Source organism: Pseudomonas sp. H1_G08, assembly GCF_054681355.1.
Genome location: NZ_CP162822.1, coordinates 5581768 through 5605000, shown reverse-complemented (window position 1 = coordinate 5605000; position 23233 = coordinate 5581768). Strand labels below are relative to the sequence as shown.

18 protein-coding genes and 1 rRNA gene (1 of these 19 cut by a window edge) are annotated in these 23233 nt (G+C 60.4%); 12 read left to right on the top strand and 7 right to left on the bottom strand.

The window, feature by feature from the left end; translation table 11 throughout:
* From AB4N85_RS25280 to aptA, 3 genes are all read right to left on the bottom strand, one after another.
* A 16S ribosomal RNA gene (locus tag AB4N85_RS25280) occupies window positions 1-650 on the bottom strand; it reaches 887 nt to the left of the window's first position.
* A 628-nt stretch (window positions 651-1278) separates the two neighbouring features.
* Window positions 1279-2772: a CoA-acylating methylmalonate-semialdehyde dehydrogenase gene (locus AB4N85_RS25275; RefSeq protein WP_041479657.1), complete on the bottom strand. Its 1494-nt coding sequence runs from the start codon at window positions 2770-2772 to the stop codon at window positions 1279-1281.
* 76 nt (window positions 2773-2848) lie between these two features.
* Window positions 2849-4198: an omega-aminotransferase AptA gene (aptA, locus tag AB4N85_RS25270; RefSeq protein WP_016771806.1), complete on the bottom strand. Its 1350-nt coding sequence runs from the start codon at window positions 4196-4198 to the stop codon at window positions 2849-2851.
* A 137-nt stretch (window positions 4199-4335) separates the two neighbouring features.
* Between aptA and AB4N85_RS25265 the strand changes: the two genes are divergently transcribed.
* From AB4N85_RS25265 to AB4N85_RS25225, 9 genes are all read left to right on the top strand, one after another.
* On the top strand, window positions 4336-5256 hold the full coding sequence (locus tag AB4N85_RS25265; RefSeq protein WP_056787796.1) for a LysR family transcriptional regulator: 921 nt from the start codon (window positions 4336-4338) through the stop codon (window positions 5254-5256).
* Between the two features lie 119 nt (window positions 5257-5375).
* Entirely contained in the window at window positions 5376-6764 is a 1389-nt protein-coding gene (locus tag AB4N85_RS25260; RefSeq protein ID WP_305382163.1) for a uracil-xanthine permease family protein, read from the top strand.
* An 88-nt stretch (window positions 6765-6852) separates the two neighbouring features.
* The gene (locus AB4N85_RS25255; RefSeq protein WP_016771809.1) at window positions 6853-7503 is read left to right on the top strand and encodes a TetR/AcrR family transcriptional regulator; all 651 of its coding nucleotides are present in this window, start codon (window positions 6853-6855) and stop codon (window positions 7501-7503) included.
* A 7-nt stretch (window positions 7504-7510) separates the two neighbouring features.
* Window positions 7511-8092: an IMPACT family protein gene (locus AB4N85_RS25250; protein WP_125917571.1), complete on the top strand. Its 582-nt coding sequence runs from the start codon at window positions 7511-7513 to the stop codon at window positions 8090-8092.
* A 612-nt stretch (window positions 8093-8704) separates the two neighbouring features.
* A complete protein-coding gene (locus AB4N85_RS25245) occupies window positions 8705-10252 on the top strand; it encodes an ABC transporter ATP-binding protein (RefSeq protein ID WP_460066332.1) in 1548 nt (515 codons plus the stop codon).
* Between the two features lie 12 nt (window positions 10253-10264).
* Window positions 10265-11371, top strand: a complete 1107-nt coding sequence (locus AB4N85_RS25240) for an ABC transporter permease (RefSeq protein WP_252883136.1) — start codon at window positions 10265-10267, stop codon at window positions 11369-11371.
* A complete protein-coding gene (locus tag AB4N85_RS25235; protein ID WP_041479652.1) occupies window positions 11371-12297 on the top strand; it encodes an ABC transporter permease in 927 nt (308 codons plus the stop codon). The genes AB4N85_RS25240 and AB4N85_RS25235 overlap by 1 nt, the downstream gene beginning before the upstream one ends.
* A gap of 276 nt (window positions 12298-12573) precedes the next feature.
* On the top strand, window positions 12574-13260 hold the full coding sequence (locus AB4N85_RS25230; RefSeq protein WP_460066328.1) for an SDR family oxidoreductase: 687 nt from the start codon (window positions 12574-12576) through the stop codon (window positions 13258-13260).
* A gap of 256 nt (window positions 13261-13516) precedes the next feature.
* Complete coding sequence (locus tag AB4N85_RS25225; RefSeq protein WP_016771813.1) at window positions 13517-14875, top strand: 8-oxoguanine deaminase; 1359 nt, start codon at window positions 13517-13519, stop codon at window positions 14873-14875.
* Between the two features lie 124 nt (window positions 14876-14999).
* Here the strand turns inward: AB4N85_RS25225 and AB4N85_RS25220 are convergent, their stop codons facing one another.
* The gene (locus AB4N85_RS25220) at window positions 15000-16091 is read right to left on the bottom strand and encodes a calcium:cation antiporter (protein ID WP_056787779.1); all 1092 of its coding nucleotides are present in this window, start codon (window positions 16089-16091) and stop codon (window positions 15000-15002) included.
* Window positions 16092-16377: 286 nt separating this feature from the next.
* On the opposite strand from AB4N85_RS25220, the gene AB4N85_RS25215 reads away from it, so the two are divergent.
* The 3 genes from AB4N85_RS25215 (at window position 16378) to AB4N85_RS25205 (ending at window position 19596) form a co-directional block, all read left to right on the top strand.
* Window positions 16378-17451 carry a BMP family ABC transporter substrate-binding protein gene (locus tag AB4N85_RS25215; protein WP_016771815.1) on the top strand — a complete coding sequence of 358 codons (1074 nt, stop codon included), beginning with the start codon at window positions 16378-16380 and terminating at the stop codon, window positions 17449-17451.
* A gap of 145 nt (window positions 17452-17596) precedes the next feature.
* Complete coding sequence (locus tag AB4N85_RS25210) at window positions 17597-18562, top strand: 2-oxoglutarate and iron-dependent oxygenase domain-containing protein (RefSeq protein ID WP_460066325.1); 966 nt, start codon at window positions 17597-17599, stop codon at window positions 18560-18562.
* Between the two features lie 80 nt (window positions 18563-18642).
* Window positions 18643-19596: an adenosine deaminase gene (locus tag AB4N85_RS25205; RefSeq protein WP_024011466.1), complete on the top strand. Its 954-nt coding sequence runs from the start codon at window positions 18643-18645 to the stop codon at window positions 19594-19596.
* Between the two features lie 121 nt (window positions 19597-19717).
* On the opposite strand, the gene AB4N85_RS25200 is transcribed toward AB4N85_RS25205, so the two are convergent.
* The 3 genes from AB4N85_RS25200 to AB4N85_RS25190 all read right to left on the bottom strand — a co-directional run bounded on the left by AB4N85_RS25200 (window position 19718) and on the right by AB4N85_RS25190 (window position 23194).
* Complete coding sequence (locus AB4N85_RS25200) at window positions 19718-21085, bottom strand: MFS transporter (protein ID WP_336353914.1); 1368 nt, start codon at window positions 21083-21085, stop codon at window positions 19718-19720.
* A gap of 127 nt (window positions 21086-21212) precedes the next feature.
* The gene (locus AB4N85_RS25195) at window positions 21213-21947 is read right to left on the bottom strand and encodes an ArsR/SmtB family transcription factor (RefSeq protein ID WP_041479646.1); all 735 of its coding nucleotides are present in this window, start codon (window positions 21945-21947) and stop codon (window positions 21213-21215) included.
* A gap of 317 nt (window positions 21948-22264) precedes the next feature.
* On the bottom strand, window positions 22265-23194 hold the full coding sequence (locus tag AB4N85_RS25190; protein ID WP_252879382.1) for a LysR family transcriptional regulator: 930 nt from the start codon (window positions 23192-23194) through the stop codon (window positions 22265-22267).
* Window positions 23195-23233 lie beyond the last annotated feature (39 nt).

Below are 23233 nucleotides of genomic sequence, written 5' to 3'. Positions count from 1 at the left end.
CTCTAGCTTGCCAGTTTTGGATGCAGTTCCCAGGTTGAGCCCGGGGATTTCACATCCAACTTAACAAACCACCTACGCGCGCTTTACGCCCAGTAATTCCGATTAACGCTTGCACCCTCTGTATTACCGCGGCTGCTGGCACAGAGTTAGCCGGTGCTTATTCTGTCGGTAACGTCAAAATTGCAGAGTATTAATCTACAACCCTTCCTCCCAACTTAAAGTGCTTTACAATCCGAAGACCTTCTTCACACACGCGGCATGGCTGGATCAGGCTTTCGCCCATTGTCCAATATTCCCCACTGCTGCCTCCCGTAGGAGTCTGGACCGTGTCTCAGTTCCAGTGTGACTGATCATCCTCTCAGACCAGTTACGGATCGTCGCCTTGGTGAGCCATTACCTCACCAACTAGCTAATCCGACCTAGGCTCATCTGATAGCGCAAGGCCCGAAGGTCCCCTGCTTTCTCCCGTAGGACGTATGCGGTATTAGCGTTCCTTTCGAAACGTTGTCCCCCACTATCAGGCAGATTCCTAGGCATTACTCACCCGTCCGCCGCTGAATCCAGGAGCAAGCTCCTCTCATCCGCTCGACTTGCATGTGTTAGGCCTGCCGCCAGCGTTCAATCTGAGCCATGATCAAACTCTTCAGTTCAAACATCTTTGGGTTTTTAAGAAACCCTAAACTTGGCTCAGCAATCGTTGGTTACATCTTTGATTTCTCGCGGAGTAACTTGTGATGCTGATAATCTTGTTGACTATCAGTCTGACTGCACAAGCACCCACACGAATTGCTTGATTCAGTTGTTAAAGAGCGGTTGGTTAAGATCTTTCGTCTCAACCGAGGCGCGCATTCTACAGCAACCTCATTTGCTGTCAAGTGATTATTTTCAGAAGTTTTCGAAGAATTCTTCAACAACTTCAACCACTTGCGCTTCCGATCTCTCGTTAGCGGGAGGCGAATTCTACAGCGTTAATCGCTGCTGTCAACACCTCTTTTCTCCGCTTTCGACCGAGAAGATCGAACCGTTAAAAGAGCTACACATCACTGCTCTTTCAACTCATCCCAAGCCTCGATGATCTGAAGCAAGCCGCTGCCGAAAACTACGTAACTCTTTGAATCTCAAGGAGTTTTCCGCTTCGACCGCGCCGGAAGTGGGGCGAATTATAGACCTCTGGAATCTGCCGTCAACACCTATTTTCATATTTCTGTCATATGGGGCAAAAAGCCCCGAAAACGCGAAGGCCGACCTGAAAGGTCGGCCTTCTGCACATCCAGCTACTTATAAGCTAGGAAATGCGAACTGCGAAGCTTCATGGCTTGCACGCTGCGGCCAGCGCTGGGTGATCGCCTTGCGACGAGTGTAGAAGCGCACGCCATCCGGACCATACGCATGCAGGTCGCCAAACAGCGAACGCTTCCAGCCGCCGAAACTGTGATAAGCCACCGGCACCGGCAACGGCACGTTGACGCCGACCATGCCGACTTCGATCTCGTCGCAGAACAGCCGCGCCGCTTCGCCGTCACGGGTGAAGATGCAGGTGCCGTTGCCGTATTCGTGATCATTGATCAGTTGCATCGCCTCTTCCAGGCTGTTCACCCGCACCACGCACAGCACCGGCCCGAAGATCTCTTCTTTATAGATGCGCATCTCAGGGGTGACGTTGTCGAACAGGCAGCCACCGAGGAAGAAGCCGTCTTCATGACCGGCGACGCTCAGACCGCGACCATCGACCACCAGGGTCGCGCCCGCCGCCACACCGTCATCCACATAACCGCTGACCTTGTCACGCGCCTGACCGGTAACCAACGGCCCCATGTCCAGACCGCACGAGGTACCCGCGCCGATTTTCAGTGCCTTGATCTGCGGAACCAGTTTCGCCACCAGCGCGTCGGCAACTTGATCGCCAACACACACGGCCACCGAGATGGCCATGCAGCGTTCGCCGCAGGAACCGTAAGCAGCGCCCATCAGCGCACTCACCGCATTGTCGAGATCGGCATCCGGCATCAGTACCGCGTGGTTCTTCGCGCCGCCCAGTGCCTGAACGCGTTTGCCGCGCTTGGTGCCTTCGGCGTAGATGTATTCGGCAATCGGTGTCGAACCGACGAAGCTCAGCGCTTTGACTTCCGGCGCTTCGATCAACGCGTCCACCGCTGTCTTGTCACCATGGACCACACTCATCACGCCTTTCGGCAATCCTGCTTCCAGCAGCAACTGGGCGATCAGCAGCGTCGAGCTTGGATCGCGCTCGGATGGCTTGAGGATGAAGCAGTTGCCGCAGACGATCGCCAGCGGGTACATCCACAGCGGGACCATGGCCGGGAAGTTGAACGGGGTGATACCGGCAACAATCCCCAACGGCTGGAAGTCCGACCAGGCATCGATGTTCGGGCCGACGTTGCGGCTGTACTCGCCCTTGAGGATTTCCGGGGCGGCGCAGGCGAACTCGACGTTCTCGATACCGCGCTTCAATTCACCGGCGGCGTCTTCCAGGGTCTTGCCGTGCTCTTCGCTGATCAGTTGCGAGATGCGTGCTTCGTTCTGCTCCAGCAGCTGTTTGAAACGGAACATCACCTGGGCGCGCTTGGCTGGCGGCGTGTTGCGCCAGGCCGGGAACGCGGCCTTGGCGGCATCGATGGCTTTCTGAATGGTGGCCTGGCTGGCCAATGGCAGTTTATGGATCGCCTGGCCGGTAGACGGGTTGAACACATCCACCGCGCGACCGTTCTCGGTCACCAGTTCGCCATTGATCAAATGCGGGATAACACTCATCGAACACTCCTGAATTCTTGTGCGCAGACGCCCGCTACAGACACCTGCTAATTGCATAGCTATATAGAAGGAAAAATCAGTCGAGCTTGTTCAGCACTTCGCCGACCGCGTCGAACAGACGATCGAGGTCTTGCGGCTTGCTGTTGAAGGTTGGGCCGAACTGCAGGGTGTCGCCGCCGAAGCGTACGTAGAACCCGGCTTTCCACAAGGCCATGCCCGCTTCGAAAGGACGCACGATCGCGTCGCCGTCACGCCCGGCAATCTGGATCGCGCCAGCCAGGCCGTAGTTGCGGATGTCGATGACGTTCTTCGAGCCCTTCAGACCATGCAGCGCGTTTTCGAAATGCGGCGCGACTTCGGCGACGCTCTGCACCAGGTTTTCCTTTTGCAGCAGGTCGAGTGCTGCAAGGCCGGCGGCACAGGCCACCGGGTGTGCCGAATAGGTGTAGCCGTGAGGGAATTCCACGGCGTATTCCGGCGTCGGCTGGTTCATGAAAGTCTGGTAGATCTCGGAGCTGGCAATCACCGCGCCCATCGGGATCGCGCCGTTGGTGACTTGCTTGGCGATGCACATCAGGTCCGGGGTTACGCCGAAGCTCTCGGCGCCGAACATCGAACCGGTGCGGCCGAAACCGGTGATCACTTCATCGAACACCAGCAGAATGTTGTGCTGATCGCAGATTTCGCGCAGACGCTTGAGGTAACCCTGTGGCGGAACCAGTACGCCGGCGGACCCGGCCATCGGTTCAACGAACACCGCAGCGATATTGGAAGCGTCGTGCAGTTCGATCAACTTCAGCAGCTCATCGGCCAAAGCAATACCGCCCTGCTCCGGCATGCCGCGGGAAAACGCATTGCTCGCCAGCAGCGTGTGCGGCAGGTGATCGACATCCATCATCGCCTGACCAAACAGTTTGCGGTTGCCGTTGACGCCACCGAGGCTGGTGCCGGCGATGTTCACACCGTGGTAGCCACGGGCGCGGCCGATCATCTTGGTCTTGGTCGCCTGGCCTTTCAGGCGCCAGTAGGCACGGACCATTTTCACCGCAGTATCGGCGCACTCGGAACCAGAGTCGGTGAAGAACACGTGGTTCAGATTGCCCGGGGTCAGTTCAGTGATTTTCTCTGCCAGTTGGAACGACAACGGATGGCCGTACTGGAAACCCGGTGAGTAATCGAGAGTGCCCAGCTGTTTCGCAACGGCTTCCTGAATTTCTTTGCGGGTGTGCCCGGCGCCGCAGGTCCACAGACCGGACAGCGAGTCGTAGATCTTGCGGCCCTTGTCGTCGAACAGCCAGCTGCCTTCAGCGCCGACGATCAGCCGCGGGTCGCGTTGAAAGTTGCGGTTGGCGGTGTACGGCATCCAGTGCGCGTCCAGCTTCAGTTGACTGGCCAGTGGCGACGGCGCGTTTTCAGGCATGTTCATCGGGCAAAACCTCGCAGGGCATAAGCGTCAGAGAGATGGAAAGCGTTGTTGCAGCTAAATTGCCACGGCGATAAAGTCGGTGAAATCCAACTCTTCTAACCTTCAGTTAGATCATTGCTAAACAAAGAGAACAAAAAATGAGCAGCCGCCGCGCCGATCCGCTGGCCCAGGTCAGTGATTTTGATATTCGCCTGCTGCGGATCTTTCGCAGTGTCGTGGAGTGTGGCGGCTTCTCCGCAGCGGAAACCGTGCTTGGCATCGGCCGCTCGGCGATCAGCCAGCAGATGAGCGATCTGGAGCAGCGCCTCGGCTTGCGCTTGTGTCAGCGTGGCCGGGCCGGTTTTTCCCTGACCGAGGAAGGTCGTGAGGTGTATCAATCAGCGCTGCAATTGTTGAGTGCGCTGGAGAGTTTCCGCACTGAGGTCAACGGCCTGCACCAACATCTGCGCGGCGAGCTGATCATCGGCCTCACCGACAACCTCGTCACCCTGCCGCACATGCGCATCACCCATGCCCTCGCGCAGTTGAAGGAGCGCGGGCCGGACGTGCAGATCCAGATCCGCATGATTGCGCCGAACGAAGTTGAACAAGGTGTGCTCGACGGGCGCCTGCACGTTGGCGTGGTGCCGCAGGCCAGCGCCTTGTCAGGACTGGAATATCAGCCGTTATACAGCGAGCGTTCGCTGCTGTATTGCGCGGTGGGTCATCCGCTGTTTTATGTCGACGACAAGCAACTCGATGATCAACGCCTCGACAGTCAGGACGCGATTGCGCCAACCTTTCGTTTGCCGGCGGAGATTCAGGCGCATTATCAAGCGCTCAACTGCACCGCCAGTGCCTCTGACCGTGAGGGCATGGCATTTCTGATTCTGACCGGGCGCTACATCGGTTATCTGCCGGATCACTACGCCAGCCTTTGGGTGCAGCAGGGGCGTTTGCGTGCGCTCAAGGCCGGCACGCGTTTTTACGATTTGAGTCTGGCATCAGTCACGCGCAAGGGGCGGCGCCCTCATTTGGTGCTGGAAAGTTTCCTCGAGAGTCTGGCCGCGACGCGATAGATAAGCGCGCAGAGCCCAGCCCGGCAGGGCCTCATCGACAGAATCCAGGAATAACCTGAGCAAGTGGACAGGTTTTTGCAGTGAAGGGCTGACTCGTCCTTCAACAAGAAGCCAAAACCATGCAGCCAGATTCCGATTCGTCCAGTGAACTGATCTACGGCCTCAACGACCGCCCCAAACCACTCGCCGCCATTCTCGCCGCGCTGCAACACGTGCTCGCCAGTTTCGTCGGCATCATCACCCCGCCACTGGTGATTGGTTCGGCGCTCGGGCTGACCGCGCATCTACCGTACCTGATCAGTATGGCGTTGATGGTCTCGGGCGTCGGCACCTTTATCCAGGCGCGACGACCGTTCGGCATCGGCGCGGGGATGATCTGTCTGCAAGGCACCAGTTTCGCGTTTCTCGGTGCGGTGCTGTCGGCCGGGTTTCTGGTCAAGCAGCGCGGCGGCAGCCCGGAAGATATCCTGGCGATGATTTTCGGCGTGTGCTTTTTCGGCGCAATCGTGCAGATCGTGCTCAGCCGTTTCATCGGTCAGTTGCGCCGAGTGGTCACACCGCTGGTGACCGGCATTGTCATCACGCTGATCGGCATCAGCCTGATCAAGGTCGGCATCACCGATCTGGGTGGCGGCTTCAACGCGCCGGACTTCGGCGCGCCGGGCAATCTGGCCTTGGGCGTGTTCGTGCTGCTGACGATCATTCTGCTCAACCGTTCGAACACGCCTTGGGTACGACTGTCGGCGATCATCATCGGACTGGTGCTAGGCAGTCTCGCTGCGTGGTTCAGCGGAAAATTAGTGCCACAGCCGTTGCCTGACTTGCCGCTGGTGAGTTTTCCTACGCCGTTCAAGTTCGGATTCAACTTCGACTGGACCGCTTTCCTGCCGGTCGCGCTGATTTATCTGATTAGCACCATCGAAACCGTCGGCGACCTCACCGCCAATTGCATGCTCGCCCGCCAACCGATCAGCGGCCCTTCTTATATAAGCCGCTTGCGCGGTGGCGTGCTCGGTGACGGCGTGAGCTGCATGATTGCGGCGACCTTCAGCGCTTTCCCCAACACAACGTTCGCGCAGAACAACGGCGTGATCCAATTGACCGGCGTTGCCAGCCGCTACGTCGGTCTGTACATCGGCGCGATCCTGTTCTGCCTCGGCCTGTTCCCGATGATCGGTGCGGTGCTGCAACAGATCCCGAAACCGGTGCTCGGCGGTGCGACGCTGGTGATGTTCGGCGCAGTGGCGGCGGCGGGCGTACGCATTCTCGCGCAGTCACCGCTGGACCGGCGCAGCATGTTGATCATCGCCACTTCGTTCGGCGTCGGCCTTGGCATCGCCGCGCAACCGAACCTGCTGCACCTGTTGCCGAAACTGGTGCAGAACCTGTTCGACTCGGCGATCACCAGCGGCGGGTTGACGGCAATCTTCCTTTGTCTGTTGTTGCCGGAAGGCAAAACCGCCGAGACAAAAAGCCCCGCGTCATTGAACAAGATCGAACAGGCGTAACTGTTTTTCCGCGCAAGGACTTGTCGGATGCCTGTGGGTGCGCTATCAACGCAACTGGTTGCACCCACAGACAATCCCGGAAGTGCCTATGACCTTTGAAGTCCCAGCCCACGGCGGCAAACCCGCCAGCCGCATTCGTCAGAAGAACGAAGAGACCATTCTCAAAGCCGCCGAAGACGAGTTCGCCCGTCACGGGTTCAAAGGCACCAGCATGAACACCATCGCGCAGAATGCCGGGCTGCCCAAGGCCAACCTGCATTACTACTTCACCAACAAGCTCGGTTTGTATGTGGCGGTGCTGAGCAACATCATCGAGTTGTGGGACAGCACCTTCAACACCCTCACTGCCGAGGATGACCCGGCCGAAGCGCTGACCCGCTACATCCGCGCGAAGATGGAATTCTCCCGGCGCCAGCCACAGGCTTCGCGAATCTTCGCCATGGAAGTGATCAGCGGCGGCGAATGCCTGAGCGAATATTTCAATCAGGATTACCGCACCTGGTTCACCGGGCGCGCGGCGGTGTTTCAGGCGTGGATCGATGCGGGCAAGATGGATCCGGTCGATCCGGTGCACCTGATCTTCCTGCTGTGGGGCAGCACCCAGCATTACGCCGACTTCGCCACGCAGATCTGCCGCGTCACCGGGCGCAGCAAGTTGACCAAGCAGGACATGGAAGACGCCGGCAACAACCTGATCCGCATCATTCTCAAAGGCTGCGGCCTCACTCCTTCTCTATAAGACGTTTATGCCTTTCACCCTCAGCGGTTTTTGCGAGTACCGCGAAGAGATTCGCAAAAGCCGCTTCATCACTCTGGCGACGCCGATCAGCAGCCCCGCCGATGCGCAGGCGTTTTTCGAGCAGCACAGCGATTTGAATGCCACGCACAACTGTTGGGCGTGGAAACTCGGCGCGCAATACCGCAGCACTGACGACGGCGAGCCGGGCGGCACCGCAGGGCGCCCTATTCTCGCGGCGATCGAAGCGCAGGACTGCGATCAGGTCGCGGTGCTGGTGATTCGCTGGTACGGCGGCATTCAACTGGGCACTGGCGGCCTGGCCCGGGCCTACGGCGGTGGCGCCAACAAGTGCCTGCAAGCGGCGGAAAAAATCGAGCTGATCAGCCGCGTGCCGCTCAGTTGCGCCTGCGGATTTGCCGAGTTGGCGCTGGTGAAGTTGCGCGTGGCGGATCTCGGTGGATTGGTGGTGGAGGAAAACTTCACGGCCAATGGGGTTGAGTTGAAATTGGCGGTAGGAGAAGCGCAGATCGAAGTGCTGCAAAGTCAGTTGGCGGATCTGAGCCGTGGGCGGATTTTGTTGCAGCGTTGAGAGTGGAAGATCAAAAGATCGCAGCCTTCGGCAGCTCCTACAGGGTGATCGCATTCCACCTGTAGGAGCTGCGGAACGCTGCGATCTTTTTGGGGCATTACATGCATTCCATTTTCTGCCGACTTGCCCACATCGGCTGTGCACCCGACTGTGGATAACCTGAGCACATACCGCTGTAACCCTTCTGTCATGCGGCTTTGCGCGATTTGTTCACTTTTCGTTCAATTGATCCGACGAAACGAAAAATCAGCGTAAAAACAGATAGTTAACATCGTTTATCACCATTAGAAGAAAGCATCGCAGTGCTTATGCCCGACCTCGGCGCTTGCGCACAATTACTGTGGAACAACCTGTGGATAAGCCGTTCATGACCGTCGCTGTCGCTGGATCTGCCTAGGCCCCAAGTGATTGCTCGTTTTTTAACCAACGTAGCACGAGCAAAACTGGAGCCTGTTCAATGGCTTTGCGCTGAATTGGTGCTCGATAGAAAGACAAAACGCCCGCTGATGCGCTGCTGTCGGCACTTGCGGACCGGCTCCGCAAGCGTTCCTGACTCAATGGCCAGGAAATTGCTTTATCCACAGGCACAACTCCAAGTCAGTCGAGCCTGTCATGTCCATCGCCCCTTCCCCGCCGCGCCTGCAACTGCGCCAGATCAGCAAACGCTACCCCGGTTGTCTGGCCAACGACGCCATCGACCTGAGCATCGCGCCGGGTGAAATCCATGCCCTGCTCGGTGAAAACGGCGCGGGCAAAAGTACGTTGATGAAGATCATTTACGGGGTCACCCAGTGCGACAGCGGTGAAATGCTCTGGCAGGGGCAGCGCGTGCAGATGCGCAACCCGGCACAGGCGCGGCAGTTGGGCATTGGCATGGTGTTCCAGCATTTCTCCCTGTTCGAAACCCTCAGCGTGGCGCAGAACATTGCCTTGGCGATGGGCGCGGCGGCCGGCACGCCGAAGCAACTGGAACCGAAAATTCGCGAAGTATCGCGGCGTTACGGCATGGCGCTGGAGCCGGAGCGACTTGTCCACAGCCTGTCGATCGGCGAGCGGCAGCGGGTGGAAATCATCCGTTGCCTGATGCAGGACATCCGCCTGTTGATTCTCGACGAGCCGACCTCGGTGCTGACGCCGCAAGAGGCGGACGAATTGTTCATCACCCTGCGGCGCCTTGCCGACGAGGGCTGCAGCATTCTGTTTATCAGCCACAAGCTCGGTGAAGTGCGGGCCTTGTGCCACAGCGCCACGGTGCTGCGCGGCGGTCGGGTAGCCGGGCATTGCCTGCCGGCGCAATGTACGGATCAGCAACTGGCACAACTGATGGTCGGCGAAGCGGCGGCATTGATTGGCGAGTATCCGAAAGTCAGCGGTGGCGCGGCGTTTCTGCAGGTGCAGGGTTTGAGCTGGCACAACCCGGATCCGTTCGGCTGCTCGCTGACAGACATCGACCTGCAAGTGCGCAGCGGTGAAATCGTCGGCATCGCCGGGGTCGCGGGCAATGGTCAGGATGAGCTGCTCGCCCTGCTCAGCGGCGAGCAGCCCTTGCCTCGTGCGCAAGCGGCGACCCTGCGCTTCGCCGAGCGAAACGTCGCTGACCTGCGCCCGGACGCGCGGCGCAAACTCGGTCTGGCCTTCGTGCCGGCCGAACGCCTCGGCCACGGCGCGGTGCCGGAGTTGAGTCTGGCCGATAACGCCCTGCTCAGTGCTTTCCAGCAAGGACTGGTGAGCCGCGGGTTGATCCAACGCGGCAAAGTCGAAACCCTCGCGCAGCAGATCATCCAGCGTTTCGGCGTGAAGACCCCGGACACGCAAACCGCTGCGCGCAGCCTGTCCGGCGGCAACTTGCAGAAATTCATCCTCGGCCGGGAAATTCTTCAGCAACCGAAACTGCTGATCGCCGCGCACCCGACATGGGGCGTCGACGTCGGTGCCGCCGCCACCATCCATCGCGCCTTGATTGCCCTGCGCGATGCCGGCGCGGCGATTCTGGTGATTTCCGAAGACCTCGATGAGCTGTTCCAGATCAGCGATCGCCTCGGCGCGCTATGCGGCGGGCGTCTGTCGGCACTGCAAGACACCGGCCTTACACAACTGAGCGATGTCGGCGCGTGGATGGCCGGCCAGTTCGATCACTCACCTCGCACCGCCTCGGTTTAACGGAGTTTCAACATGCTGCTTTCCCTCGAACCCCGTGGCCAGCAATCGCGCCTGATGCTGTGGTGCTCGCCGTTATTGGCGGCGGCGCTAACCCTCGGCTGCGGCTCGCTGTTGTTCATCGCGCTGGGCCACGACCCATTGCAAACCTTGCACACACTGCTGATCGCGCCCGTCAGCGATTTGTATGGAGTGTCCGAATTGCTGGTCAAGGCGCTGCCGATTCTGCTCTGCGCACTCGGCCTGGCCGTGGCCTATCAGGCGCGGATCTGGAACATCGGCGCCGAAGGCCAACTTCTACTCGGCGCGTTGGCCGGCAGTGCTCTGGCAGTGAACGTTATCGACATGCAAAGTCGCTGGGCGCTGGTGCTGATTCTGCTGACCGGCACGCTGGCGGGCGCCGCATGGGCCGGGCTCACCGCATGGCTGCGCACGCGCTTCAACGCCAATGAGATCCTTACCAGCATCATGCTCAACTACATCGCGCTGAACTTGCTGCTGTTCTGCGTGCACGGGCCGTTGAAGGATCCGGCGGGCTTCAATTTCCCGGAGTCGGCGATGTTCGGCGACGCCAGTCGTTTGCCGCTGCTGCTGGAGGACGGCCGCGTGCATGCCGGCGCGTATTTCGCCCTGCTCGCGCTGGTTGCGGTGTGGGTGCTGTTGCAGAAAAGCTTCATCGGCTTCCAGATCAAAGTGCTCGGGCTGGACAAACGTGCGGCAGGTTTTGTCGGCTTTCGCGAGAAGCGCCTGATCTGGCTGGCGCTGTTGATCAGCGGTGCTCTGGCCGGGCTCGCCGGGGTCTGCGAAGTGACCGGGCCGATCGGCCAACTGGTGCCGCAGGTGTCGCCGGGCTATGGCTACGCGGCGATCACCGTGGCGTTTCTGGGACGGTTGAATCCGCTCGGCATTCTGTTCTCCAGTCTGCTCATGGCGCTGCTGTACATCGGCGGCGAGAGCGCGCAGATGTCGCTCAATCTGCCGCAAGCGATCACCCAATTGTTCCAGGGCATGATGCTGTTTTTCCTGCTCGCCTGTGACGTGCTGATTCTCTATCGGCCACGCCTGAAACTGCGCTGGAGCCGGCGCGCCTCGACCCCTGCCGTAACCGCCGGAGCGCTGTGATGGATATCGATCTGTTGAGCAATATTTTCTATGCCATGGTCCGCTGCGGCACGCCGCTGTTGCTGGTGGCATTGGGTGAGTTGATCTGCGAGAAAAGCGGCGTCCTCAACCTCGGCCAGGAAGGCATGATGCTGTTCGGTGCGGTGATCGGTTTTATCGTCGCGCTGAACAGCGGCAACCTGTGGCTGGGTGTGCTGTTGGCGATGTTGGCCGGGATGTTGTTGTCGTCACTGTTTGCCTTGGTCGCGCTGGTGTTCAACGCCAATCAGGTGGCCACCGGGTTGGCGCTAACGATCTTTGGTGTCGGGCTTTCGACGTTTGTCGGCGCGGCATGGGTGGGTAAGCCGCTGGCGGGTTTCGAGCCTCTGGCGATTCCGTATCTGAGTGAGATCCCGCTGATCGGGCGGATGCTGTTTGCCCAGGATCTGCTGGTGTATCTATCGTTCGCGCTGTTTGCGCTGGTGGCGTGGGTGATCATCAAAAGTCGTGTCGGCCTGATCATTCAAGCGGTCGGTGAAAACCCGGATGCGGCCAGCGCGATGGGCTTGCCAGTGCTGACCGTGCGTACCTTGGCGGTGTTGTTCGGCGGAGCAATGGCCGGGCTGGCCGGGGCCTATCTGTCGCTGGCCTACACGCCGATGTGGGCGGAAAACATGACCGCTGGGCGCGGCTGGATTGCCCTGGCACTGGTGGTGTTTGCCAGTTGGCGGGTGTGGCGGTTGTTGCTCGGGGCGTATCTGTTTGGCCTCGCAAGCATCCTGCATTTGGTGGCACAGGGATTGGGACTGGCGATACCTTCGAGCCTGCTGGCGATGCTGCCGTATGTGGCGACGATCTTGGTGTTGGTGTTGCTGTCCCGCGACGCCGTGCGCACTCGGTTGTATGCGCCGGTTTCGTTGGGGCAGCCGTGGCAATCGGGACATTAGTTGATGTCAGAGCGGGCCTCTTCGCGAGCAGGCTCGCTCCCACAGGGGATCTGAGTGAACGCGGGCATATGTGGGAGCGAGCCTGCTCGCGAAAGCGTCCGCACAGGCAACACTTGAACCACGCCTCATGATTGTTTCTGATCAAACACCCTCGAGAAACTCAAGACGCCTGGAGTATGCTCCGGGATCAAAGCCTGTTTTCGCCAAGCGCTGCAACTGTGGCGCGGTCAGGCGTGTCCATTGAATCCTGAATGCTGACTTTCAAGGAAACCCATCATGTCTCAGGTAAAAAACGCACTGATCATCGGCGCCTCCCGGGGCTTGGGCCTCGGTCTGGTGAAGACCCTGCTGGGCGATGGCTGGCAAGTCACCGCGACGGTGCGCAATCCGCAGAAGGCCGAGGCGCTGCAAGCGCTGGGTGACGTGCGCATCGAGAAGCTCGACATGGACGATCAGCAAGCGGTGATCGCTCTGAGCCAGAAGCTCAAGGGCGAAACCTTCGATCTGTTGTTCGTCAACGCCGGGGTCAAAGGCCCGGACGTGCAGACGCCGGGCGGTGCGACCCTGGCCGAGGTCGGGCAGCTGTTTTTCACCAACGCGGTGGCGCCGATCAATCTGGCCCAGCGTTTCGTCGGGCAGATTCGCGACGGCAGCGGCGTGCTCGCGTTCATGAGTTCGGTGCTCGGCAGCGTGACCATGCCCGACGCGCCGGAACTGGCGCTGTACAAGGCGAGCAAAGCGGCGCTGAATTCGATGACCAACAGTTTTGTCACGCAACTGGGTGAACAGAAACTCACCGTACTGTCGTTGCACCCGGGCTGGGTGAAGACCGACATGGGCGGCGAAGGTGCTGACCTGGATGTAGAGACCAGCACTCGCGGGCTGATTGACCAGGTCAATGCGTTCACCGGCAAGGGCGGGCATCACTTCGTCAATTACAAGGGTGAAACGATTGCCTGGTAAGCACTGAAAATCCCGATGTGGGAGCGAGCCTGCTCGCGAATACGATCTGTCAGGTAAATCTGTATCGACTGACATGACGCCTTCGCGAGCAGGCTCGCTCCCACAGGGAGTGATGGTGAATGGTCGGGTGGCGCTTGCCCGGCGCTGCGATTTGTTTGAAACTGCGCGCCTCGTCCTTCGCGGCGACCCTGGATCAGCAGACAGGGCAACACTGAGCTGGCAACCCTGAACCCAACTTTCAGAGGAGCCGGCCACAATGCCTGCGACCCGTACCTGGTTAAAAAACCCCCTCGCCATTTTCACCTCCAACGAGCTTGATGCCCGTGGCGGTCTAGTCGTGCAAGACGGTGTCATCGTCGAAGTGCTCGCTGCCGGTCAGCAGCCGTCGGCGCCGTGCAATGAAGTGTTCGATGCCCGCGAGCATGTGATCCTGCCGGGCCTGATCAACACTCACCATCACTTCTATCAAACCCTGACCCGCGCCTGGGCGCCAGTGGTCAATCAGCCGCTGTTTCCGTGGCTGAAAACCCTGTACCCGGTATGGGCGCGGCTGACCCCGGAAAAACTCGCCCTCGCCACCAAAGTGGCGCTGGCCGAATTGCTGCTCTCAGGTTGCACCACCGCTGCCGACCATCACTATCTGTTCCCGGACGGTCTGGAAAACGCCATCGACGTGCAGGTCGAAACGGTGCGTGAACTGGGCATGCGCGCCATGCTCACGCGCGGCTCGATGAGCCTTGGCGAGAAGGACGGCGGCCTGCCTCCACAACAAACGGTGCAGGAAGGTCAGGTGATTCTTGATGACAGCCAGCGGCTGATTCACGAGTATCACGAGCGTGGCGATGGTGCACAGATCCAGATCGCCCTGGCGCCATGTTCGCCGTTTTCGGTCACTCCGGAAATCATGTCGGCCAGTGCTGATCTGGCGAACAAGCTCGATGTGCGTCTGCACACCCACCTCGCTGAAACGCTTGATGAAGAAGACTTCTGCCTGCAACGTTTCGGTCTGCGCACCGTCGATTATCTGGACAGCGTCGGCTGGCTCGGCCCGCGTACCTGGCTGGCACACGGCATCCATTTCAACCCCGACGAAATCGCCCGCCTCGGCCAGGCCGGTACCGGCATCTGCCACTGCCCAAGCTCGAACATGCGCCTGGCGTCCGGCATCTGCCCGAGCATCGAGCTGACCGACGCCGGCGCGCTCTTCGGTCTTGGCGTCGACGGTTCGGCGTCCAACGATGCCTCGAACATGATCCTCGAAGCGCGTCAGGCGCTGTACATCCAGCGCCTGCGCTACGGCGCTGAAAAGATCACCCCGGAGCGAGTACTTGGCTGGGCGACCAAGGGTTCGGCGAGCCTGCTCGGTCGCAGCGACATCGGCGAAATCGCCGTGGGCAAACAGGCGGATCTGGCGTTGTTCAAGCTCGATGAACTGCGCTTCTCCGGTAGCCATGATCCGATTTCGGCGTTGCTGCTGTGCGGCGCCGATCGGGCAGATCGGGTGATGATTGGCGGCAAGTGGCGTGTGGTTGATGGGCAGGTTGAAGGGTTGGATCTGAAAGGTTTGATTGCCGATCACAGCCAGGCGGCTCGGCAGTTGATTGCCGGCACCTGAGTCACCGCCGTTCAAAACTGTGGGAGCGAGCCTGCTCGCGAAGAGGGAGTGTCAGACAACATGTTTGTTGGATGACACACCGCTTTCGCGAGCAGGCTCGCTCCCACATGGGTATCAGCCAGCCCTAAAGGCCCAGTAGGGACAGCATGATGAATGTGGCAAACAGCACAAAGTGCGTCATGCCCTCAATGGCGTTGGTCTCGCCGTCATTGAGGTTGATTGCGCTGACGATCAGGGTGATGAAGATCATCACCGTTTGCACCGGGGTCATCGCCATTTGAAAGGGCTGGCCGGTGTACAGCGCCATCGCTTCCATCACCGGTACGGTCAGAATCACCGTCGACAGTGACGCCCCCATCGCGATGTTGACCACCGACTGCATGCGATTGGCCAGCGCCGCTCGTAATGCGGTGAGAATCTCCGGCGCGGCGGAAATCGCTGCCACCAGAATCGCCGTGATCACCGGCGGCGCGCCCGTGCCTTCCAGGCCCAGATCGAGGGTCTTGGACATCACCTCGGCCAGTGCGCCGATGATCACCACCCCCGACACCAGAATGCCGATCGACAGCGCCAGGCTGACCGGTTTCGGCTCCTGCTCGACCGGCTCTTTCTTGCGACGTTTGTCCGGGTAGCTGTAGCTGAAAAAGTAACTGTGCGGGCCGACCTGCATGCGCAGGAACAGCGCGTAGAGCACCATCATTGCGCCGATGGTGAACGCCGAATACATCTTCCAGTTGGCCTCGGGAATGAACTCCGGGACCACCATCGACACCCCCATCGCGGTGAGGATCATGACGCTGTAGCTGCGCGCCGAATCGTCGTTGTAGGACTGTTCGCCGTGTTTGATCCCGCCCATCAAAGCGGCGAGGCCGAGGATGCCGTTGATGTCGAGCATGACCGCTGAATAGATCGTGTCGCGCACCAGCGTCGCCGAGGCCTCGTTGCTCATCATGATCGCCAGGATCACCACTTCGACCAGCACTGCCGAGAGTGTGAGGATCATCGTGCCGTAGGGGTCGCCGACTTTTTCCGCCAGCAGTTCAGCGTGATGAGCGACGCGCATCGAGGCGGCGACAATAAAGGCGATCAGCAGCAGACCGCCGCCCAGCGCGACGATCTGGCCGCTGTGCAGCAGCCAGTGTTCCAGTGGATAAGCGACGCACGCGGCAAGGACTGCCAGCAGCAGGAAGCTTTCTTGTTTGAGGATCGAGAGCATGACGGGCCTTTTGCCGAAAAGAGCTGATGAAGCTACTGACTGCCGCGCGCCGCTAACGTTTCGTTACATCTTTACGCACCACGCGATGGCAGCTGGATTCAGGCATGCACTTTTATTGGCCTTGCCGGCCTCTTCGCGAGCAGGCTCGCTCCCACATTGAAATGCGTCCCTGTGGGAGCGAGCCTGCTCGCGAAGGCCGCACCGCGTTTTCAAATGAGTTTGTTGTCCTGTTGGTCAGCAATTTGCATTGGCCCTGAGCACACACAACAAAATGGAGTTCGGGTTCATGCCAATACGTCCGCTGCACAAACTGCTGTACGCCGCCATCGGTCTGGGAATCAGCCTGAGCGCCAGCGCTGCCGATCCGCTGAAGGTCGGTTTCGTCTACATCGGCCCGATCGGTGACCACGGCTGGACGTATCAGCACGAACAGGGGCGCAAGGCCCTGGCGGAAAAACTCGGCACGCAGATCACCACCAACTACGTGGAAAACGTCGCCGAGGGCGCCGACGCCGAGCGGGTGATCCGCAACATGGCCAAGGACAAATATGACCTGATCTTCACCACGTCTTTCGGCTACATGAACCCGACAGTGAAAGTCGCCAAGCAATTCCCCAAGGTCACTTTCGAACACGCCACCGGTTACAAGCAGGACAAGAACCTCGGCACTTACCTGGCGCGCACTTACGAGGGCCGTTACGTCGGCGGTTTCCTCGCGGCGAAGATGACCAAGACCAAGAAGATCGGCTATGTCGCCTCGTTCCCGATTCCGGAAGTGATCCGCGACATCAACGCCATACAGCTGGCCCTGAACAAATACAACCCTGGCACCGAAATCAAAGTGGTGTGGGTCAACTCCTGGTTCGATCCGGGCAAGGAAGCCGACGCCGCCAATGCGCTGATCGATCAGGGTGTTGATGTGGTGTTCCAGCACACCGACAGCCCGGCGCCGATCCAGGCTGCCGAACGGCGCGGCGTGTATGCCGTGGGCTACGCCTCGGACATGGCCCACTTCGGCCCGAAAGCGGTGCTGACCTCGATCGTCAACGACTGGGCGCCGCACTACATTCAAGCGACGCAGAGCGTGATCGATCACACCTGGAAATCCCAGGATTACTGGGGCGGGTTGAAGGAAGGCACGGTGGAACTGCCGATCAGCGACCTGGTGCCAGCGCCGGTGAAAGCCGAGGCCGAGCAGTTGATCGCCGACATCAAGAGCGGCGCATTGCAGCCGTTTACCGGGCCGATCAAGGATCAGGCCGGTGTAGAAAAAATCCCGGCGGGCGTGAGCGCCACCAACGCGGAACTGGCTTCGATGAATTACTACGTTGAGGGCATGAAGGCCGAGATGCCGAAGTAGTCCCTCGATTCACCACACAAAACCCTGTGGGAGCGAGCCTGCTCGCGAAAGCGGTGTGTCATTAAACAAAAATGTTGTCTGACACTCCCTCTTCGCGAGCAGGCTCGCTCCCACATTGGAAACACAGCGTATTCAAGGATTGTGTATGGATCAGCTTCCGATCATTGATATCAGCCCGCTCTATGGCGACGACGAAAATGCCTGGCCCGCCGTGGCCGGGCAGATCGACCAAGCCTGTCGCGAATGGGGCTTTTTCTACATCAAGGGCCATCCGATCTCGGCGCAGCGCATCGACGAACTGCTCGATCACGCCCAGCGCTTCTTCGCCCTGCCAGCCACAGAAAAACTGAAGATCGACATTACCCAGACCCGCCATCATCGCGGCTACGGTGCGATTGCGACCGAGCAACTGGACCCGGACAAACCCAGCGATCTCAAAGAAACCTTCGACATGGGCCTGCACCTGCCGGACGAGCATCCCGAGGTGCTCGCGGAAAAACCCTTGCGCGGCCCCAATCGGCACCCGGCGCAACCTGGCTGGGAAGCCCTTATGGAGCAGCATTACCTCGACATGCAGGCGCTGGCGCAAACCCTGTTGCGGGCGATGACCATTGCACTGGGCATCGAGCGCGACTTCTTCGATTCGCGCTTTGTCGACCCGGTCAGCGTGTTGCGCATGATCCATTATCCGCCGCGTCACACCGCCAGTTCCGCCGAGCAGCAAGGCGCCGGCGCCCATACCGATTACGGCTGCATCACCCTGCTCTATCAGGACAGCGCCGGCGGTTTGCAGGTGAAGAACGTCAAAGGTGAATGGATCGACGCGCCACCGATTGACGGCACGTTCGTGGTCAACCTCGGCGACATGATGGCGCGCTGGAGCAACGACCGTTATCGCTCGACGCCGCACCGGGTGATCAGCCCGCTGGGCGTGGATCGTTATTCGATGCCGTTCTTCGCCGAACCGCACCCGGACACGCGCATCGAATGCCTGCCCGGTTGCCAGGACGCCCAGCACCCGGCGAAATATCCGACCACCACCTGTGCCGAATTCCTGCTGTCGCGCTTCGCCGATACCTATGCCTATCGTCGCGAGCAAGAGGCGGTTTGATCGATCACCTGGTCAGGTTTTGCCAATTGTTGCGGCCAGCCTCTGTAGAATGCCGGCATTGCACCTGATGAGAAAAGACTATGTACGACTGGCTCAACGCCCTGCCCAAAGCCGAACTGCACCTGCATCTGGAAGGTTCGCTGGAGCCTGAACTGCTGTTCGCCCTGGCCGAACGCAACAAGATCGCCCTGCCGTGGAGCGACGTCGAAACCCTGCGCAAGGCCTACGCCTTCAACAATCTGCAGGAATTTCTCGACCTGTATTACCAGGGCGCCGATGTGCTGCGCACCTCGCAGGACTTCTATGACCTGACCTGGGCCTACCTGCTGCGCTGCAAAGCGCAGAACGTGATCCACACCGAACCGTTCTTCGATCCGCAGACCCACACCGACCGGGGCATCCCGTTCGAAGTGGTGCTCAACGGCATCGCCGCCGCACTCAAGGATGGCGAGACGCAACTGGGCATCAGCAGCGGTTTGATCCTCAGCTTCCTGCGCCACCTCAGCGAAGACGAAGCACAGAAAACCCTCGATCAGGCGCTGCCGTTCCGTGATGCGTTTGTCGCGGTCGGGCTCGACAGTTCCGAGATGGGCCACCCGCCGAGCAAGTTCAAACGCGTCTTCGATCGCGCCCGCGACGAAGGCTTCCTCACCGTCGCCCACGCCGGTGAAGAAGGCCCGCCGGAGTACATCTGGGAAGCCATCGACCTGCTGAAAATCCAGCGCATCGACCATGGTGTGCGCGCCATCGAAGACGAGCGCCTGATGCAGCGGATCATCGACGAGCAGATCCCGCTGACCGTGTGCCCGCTGTCGAACACCAAGCTCTGCGTGTTCGATCACATGTCGCAGCACAACATCCTCGACATGCTCGAGCGCGGCGTGAAGGTCACGGTCAACTCCGATGACCCGGCGTATTTCGGCGGTTACGTGACCGAGAACTTCCATGCGCTGCACGAGCATCTGGGAATGACCCAGGATCAGGCCAAGCGTCTGGCGCAGAACAGCCTGGATGCGCGGTTGGTAAAACCGTAAGCAACACCGCAAAACCAATGTGGGAGCGAGCCTGCTCGCGAAGAGGGAGAGTCAGTCAACATTTACGTTGAATGACACACCGCTTTCGCGAGCAGGCTCGCTCCCACATTCATATCGATGTTCACTCGGTAAGCTCTTCCAGGGTCTTGCCCCGCGTCTCCATCCCGAACAGCCACACCACGCCCGCCGCAATCGCGAAGCACGCCGCGCCGAGCGCGAACACCCCGCCCTGCCCGGTAATCGGGAACACCAGCCCGGTCACCAATGGCCCGAGCAGAGAGCCGACGCGGCCGATGGCCGAGGCGAATCCCGAGCCGGTTGCCCGTGCGGACGTCGGGTACAGCTCCGGCGTGTAGGTGTAGAGCACCGCCCACATGCCGAACAGGAAAAACTGCATCAACAGCCCGGTGCCGATCAGCAGCGCCACGTTGCCGCCGAACACCGCGCTCTGCCCGTATAGAAACGCCATCACCCCGCCGCCTAGCAGGGTGACGATGCACACCGGTTTGCGCCCCCAACGCTCGACCAGCCACGCCGCCATGAGGAAGCCGGGAATCCCGCCGAGTGAGATCAGCACCGTGTAGTACACCGATTGCGTCACGGCGAAACCCGACTGCTGCAGCAATGCGCTGAGCCAGGAAGTCAGCCCGTAGAAACCCAGCAATGCGAAGAACCACAGACTCCAGATCATCGTTGTGCGCTGGCGATATTGCGGCGACCAGATCTGCTTGAGTGCCGAGAAGAAATTACCCGGTGGCGTCACCGTGCGTGGCAAACGAACCGGTTCCGGCAAGGCTGCACCGCCCAGCGAAGCACGCACTCGCGCTTCGATGCCGTTCAACACCTTGTCCGCGTCTGCGTCGCGCCCGGCCTGTTCCAGCCAGCGCGGCGACTCAGGGATGAAAAAGCGGATCGCCAGAACGAACACCGCCGGCACCGCCAGCACCAGAAAGATATCGCGCCAGCCAATCAACGGCAGCAGGAAGTACGAGAGCACGCCCGCCGCGACAAACCCCAGCGGCCAGAAGCCGTCCATCAGGGCGATATAGCGCCCGCGCCGTTGTGCTGGAATCAGCTCCGAGAGCATCGATTGCGCGATGGGAAACTCCATACCCATGCCGATTCCGAGCAGGATGCGGAACAGCGTCAGCGTCTCCACCGTCTGCGCCGTCGAACACAGGTAACTGGCCACGCCCCACAACACGATGCTCCACTGAAACACCGGTTTGCGCCCGAAGCGGTCGGCGAGCATCCCTGACAACGACGCCCCGAGCACCATGCCGAAAAAGCTCGAACTGGCCAGCAACCCCGCTTGCGCACTGCTCAGGCCGAACTCGGCTTTGATCGAGCCGAGCAGGAAAGTCATCATCGCCAGATCCATGGAATCGAAGAAAAACGCCAAGGCGATGATGATGAAAATGACGCGGTGATAGCCGCTGAGCGGCAGCCGTTCCAGGCGTTCAGCCGCACTAAAGCGTTGTGTATTCATGTTGTGCTCCCCCATCCGGAAAATCCCCGGATCGAGTGTGCGCGATGGTCATACAGAGGTCGTACTGGATGCGACCTGTTCACAGCCGTGGACGACGTCAGCCTTCAGCTCATCGCCGAGCAACGCTCTAGAACGCTGTTTCCAGCTCGGTTTCCTTGGCAAAGCGATGGATTTCGCGCTGGCCGGTGGCGGTCAACTGCAAGGCGCGGGAATCGTTGGGCAAGGTCAGCCAGCCGGACTGCATGAATAACTGCAACAGCGCCGCGCCCAGTGAGCCGCCCATGTGCGGACGGCGCTCGCTCCAGTCCGGGCAGGCGCAGGCGACCTGCACGTTGCGGTGGGCCAGGGCCTGGATGAACACGCCGCGCTGCGCCAGTCGGGTGGAGCCCTTGTGCGTCACCACCACCCGCTGCTCAAGCTGTTCGATCCAGCCGGCGTCGAGCAGGCGCTGATACAGGTCGGCCGCCAGGGTGCCGCCCAGATGATCGTCGCAGAACCGCGCGCGCAACAGCGAAGACGGCGCCGCCTGCGGCCTGACCATGGGAGTCGTGCGTTTCAGCGCATCAGGGATTTGCCGTGGCGCGCTGGCAATGGTGGCGCTGGCCAGTGCTTCGATTGCCGCGCCGATTTCCGGCGCCGCCAGGCGAAAGAAGCGTTTGCGCCCACGCATTTCGATGTTCAACAGCCCCCCTGCGGACAGGCGTCCCAGATGCGCACTGGCCGACGACGGCGAGAGCCCGGCCAGCAGCGCCAGCTCTTCGGCTTGCCGGGCCGAGCCATCCATCAACGCCCACATCATCGCGCTGCGCTTGGGGTCGGCCAGCAATGTCGCGATCTGGCTGATGCACGGTGCATGTTCCATATGTTCACTCCCTGTTGAATCGTATCGTCTACCGCTCGGAGACATCCTGGCCGGTTATGGGGCATCGGCCAACACGCGAAAATCGCCCGGGATCGGTGGCAAGGGATGCCACCGACACCAGCTGCTCCGGCACACAACCTGGCAGCAGAAGTAGCAACCGTCACCAAAAGCCGGCAACGCGTTACGGGGTCTGCGCGCCGGGTGTCAGTGCAGGCATGAGGCGGGCGCTAGTATAAGCGGGTTAAGCCAGACGTCCTGCGCCTGGGCCTGGGCAGGTGGCGATTGTTCCTGACAGAAATTTCTCTAATTGCCTGCGACTAATGATCAACTTTGAGGAAACCGGGAAATTGGCTACTCAATTCGGCGCATCGGCTGGCGAGCATCTCTCTCAGAAGGTTCACCGGCTTACTCAATTGTGCGCGATGAGCGCACAACAGATTCAGCGGTGCGCGCTCACACAGCAGTTCCGGCATCAGCACTTTGAGGCGTCCGGCGAGCACATCGGCGCCGACGTCGAGCCAGGACTTGTAAGCGATACCGGCACCGGCCAGCGCCCACAGCCGCACGACGTCGGCGTCATCGCTGAAGCGGTCGCCGCTGACGGTCAGGCCGACTTCGCGCTTGCCATCGTGAAAACTCCAGTGGTCGTGGACGCGGCTGCCGAGCATGTACAAAAGGCAGTTGTGCTGGGCCAGTTGCTCGAGCTGGCGCGGCTCGCCCTGCCGGGCCAGGTAATCGGGGGATGCGCACAACACCCGGCGATTGTGTGGGGCGATGGGCAAGGCGATCAGGCTGGAATCTTCCGGCTCGCCGTAGCGCAGGGCGATGTCCACCGGTTGCCGGAACAGGTCGGCGATGCGGTCGCCAAGCAGCAGGCGCACCGTCAGCTTCGGGTGTTCACGCTGGAACGCGTCGAGCCACGGCAGCAGCAGATTGCGGCCGAAGTCCGAGGGCGCCGAAAGCTGCAAAATCCCGCTGACCTGATCCTGTCCGCTGGCGAGCAGGCGACGCCCTTCGTCGAGATTGCTCAGGGCGGCGCGGGCATATTCAAGAAAGCCTTCGCCCTCGGCGGTCAGGCGCAGGCTGCGGGTCGACCGCGCCAGCAGCCGCGCACCGAGTTGCTGCTCGATGCGCTTCAACGCCGCGCTGGCCACCGCCGCGGACATGTCCATCACCCGTGCCGCCGCCGACAGGCTGCCCAGATCCGCCGCGCGAACAAACAACTGCAAGTCATCAAAACGCAGCATGCGCAGCCTCGATTATCAAAAAAATATTGAAAGAGACTG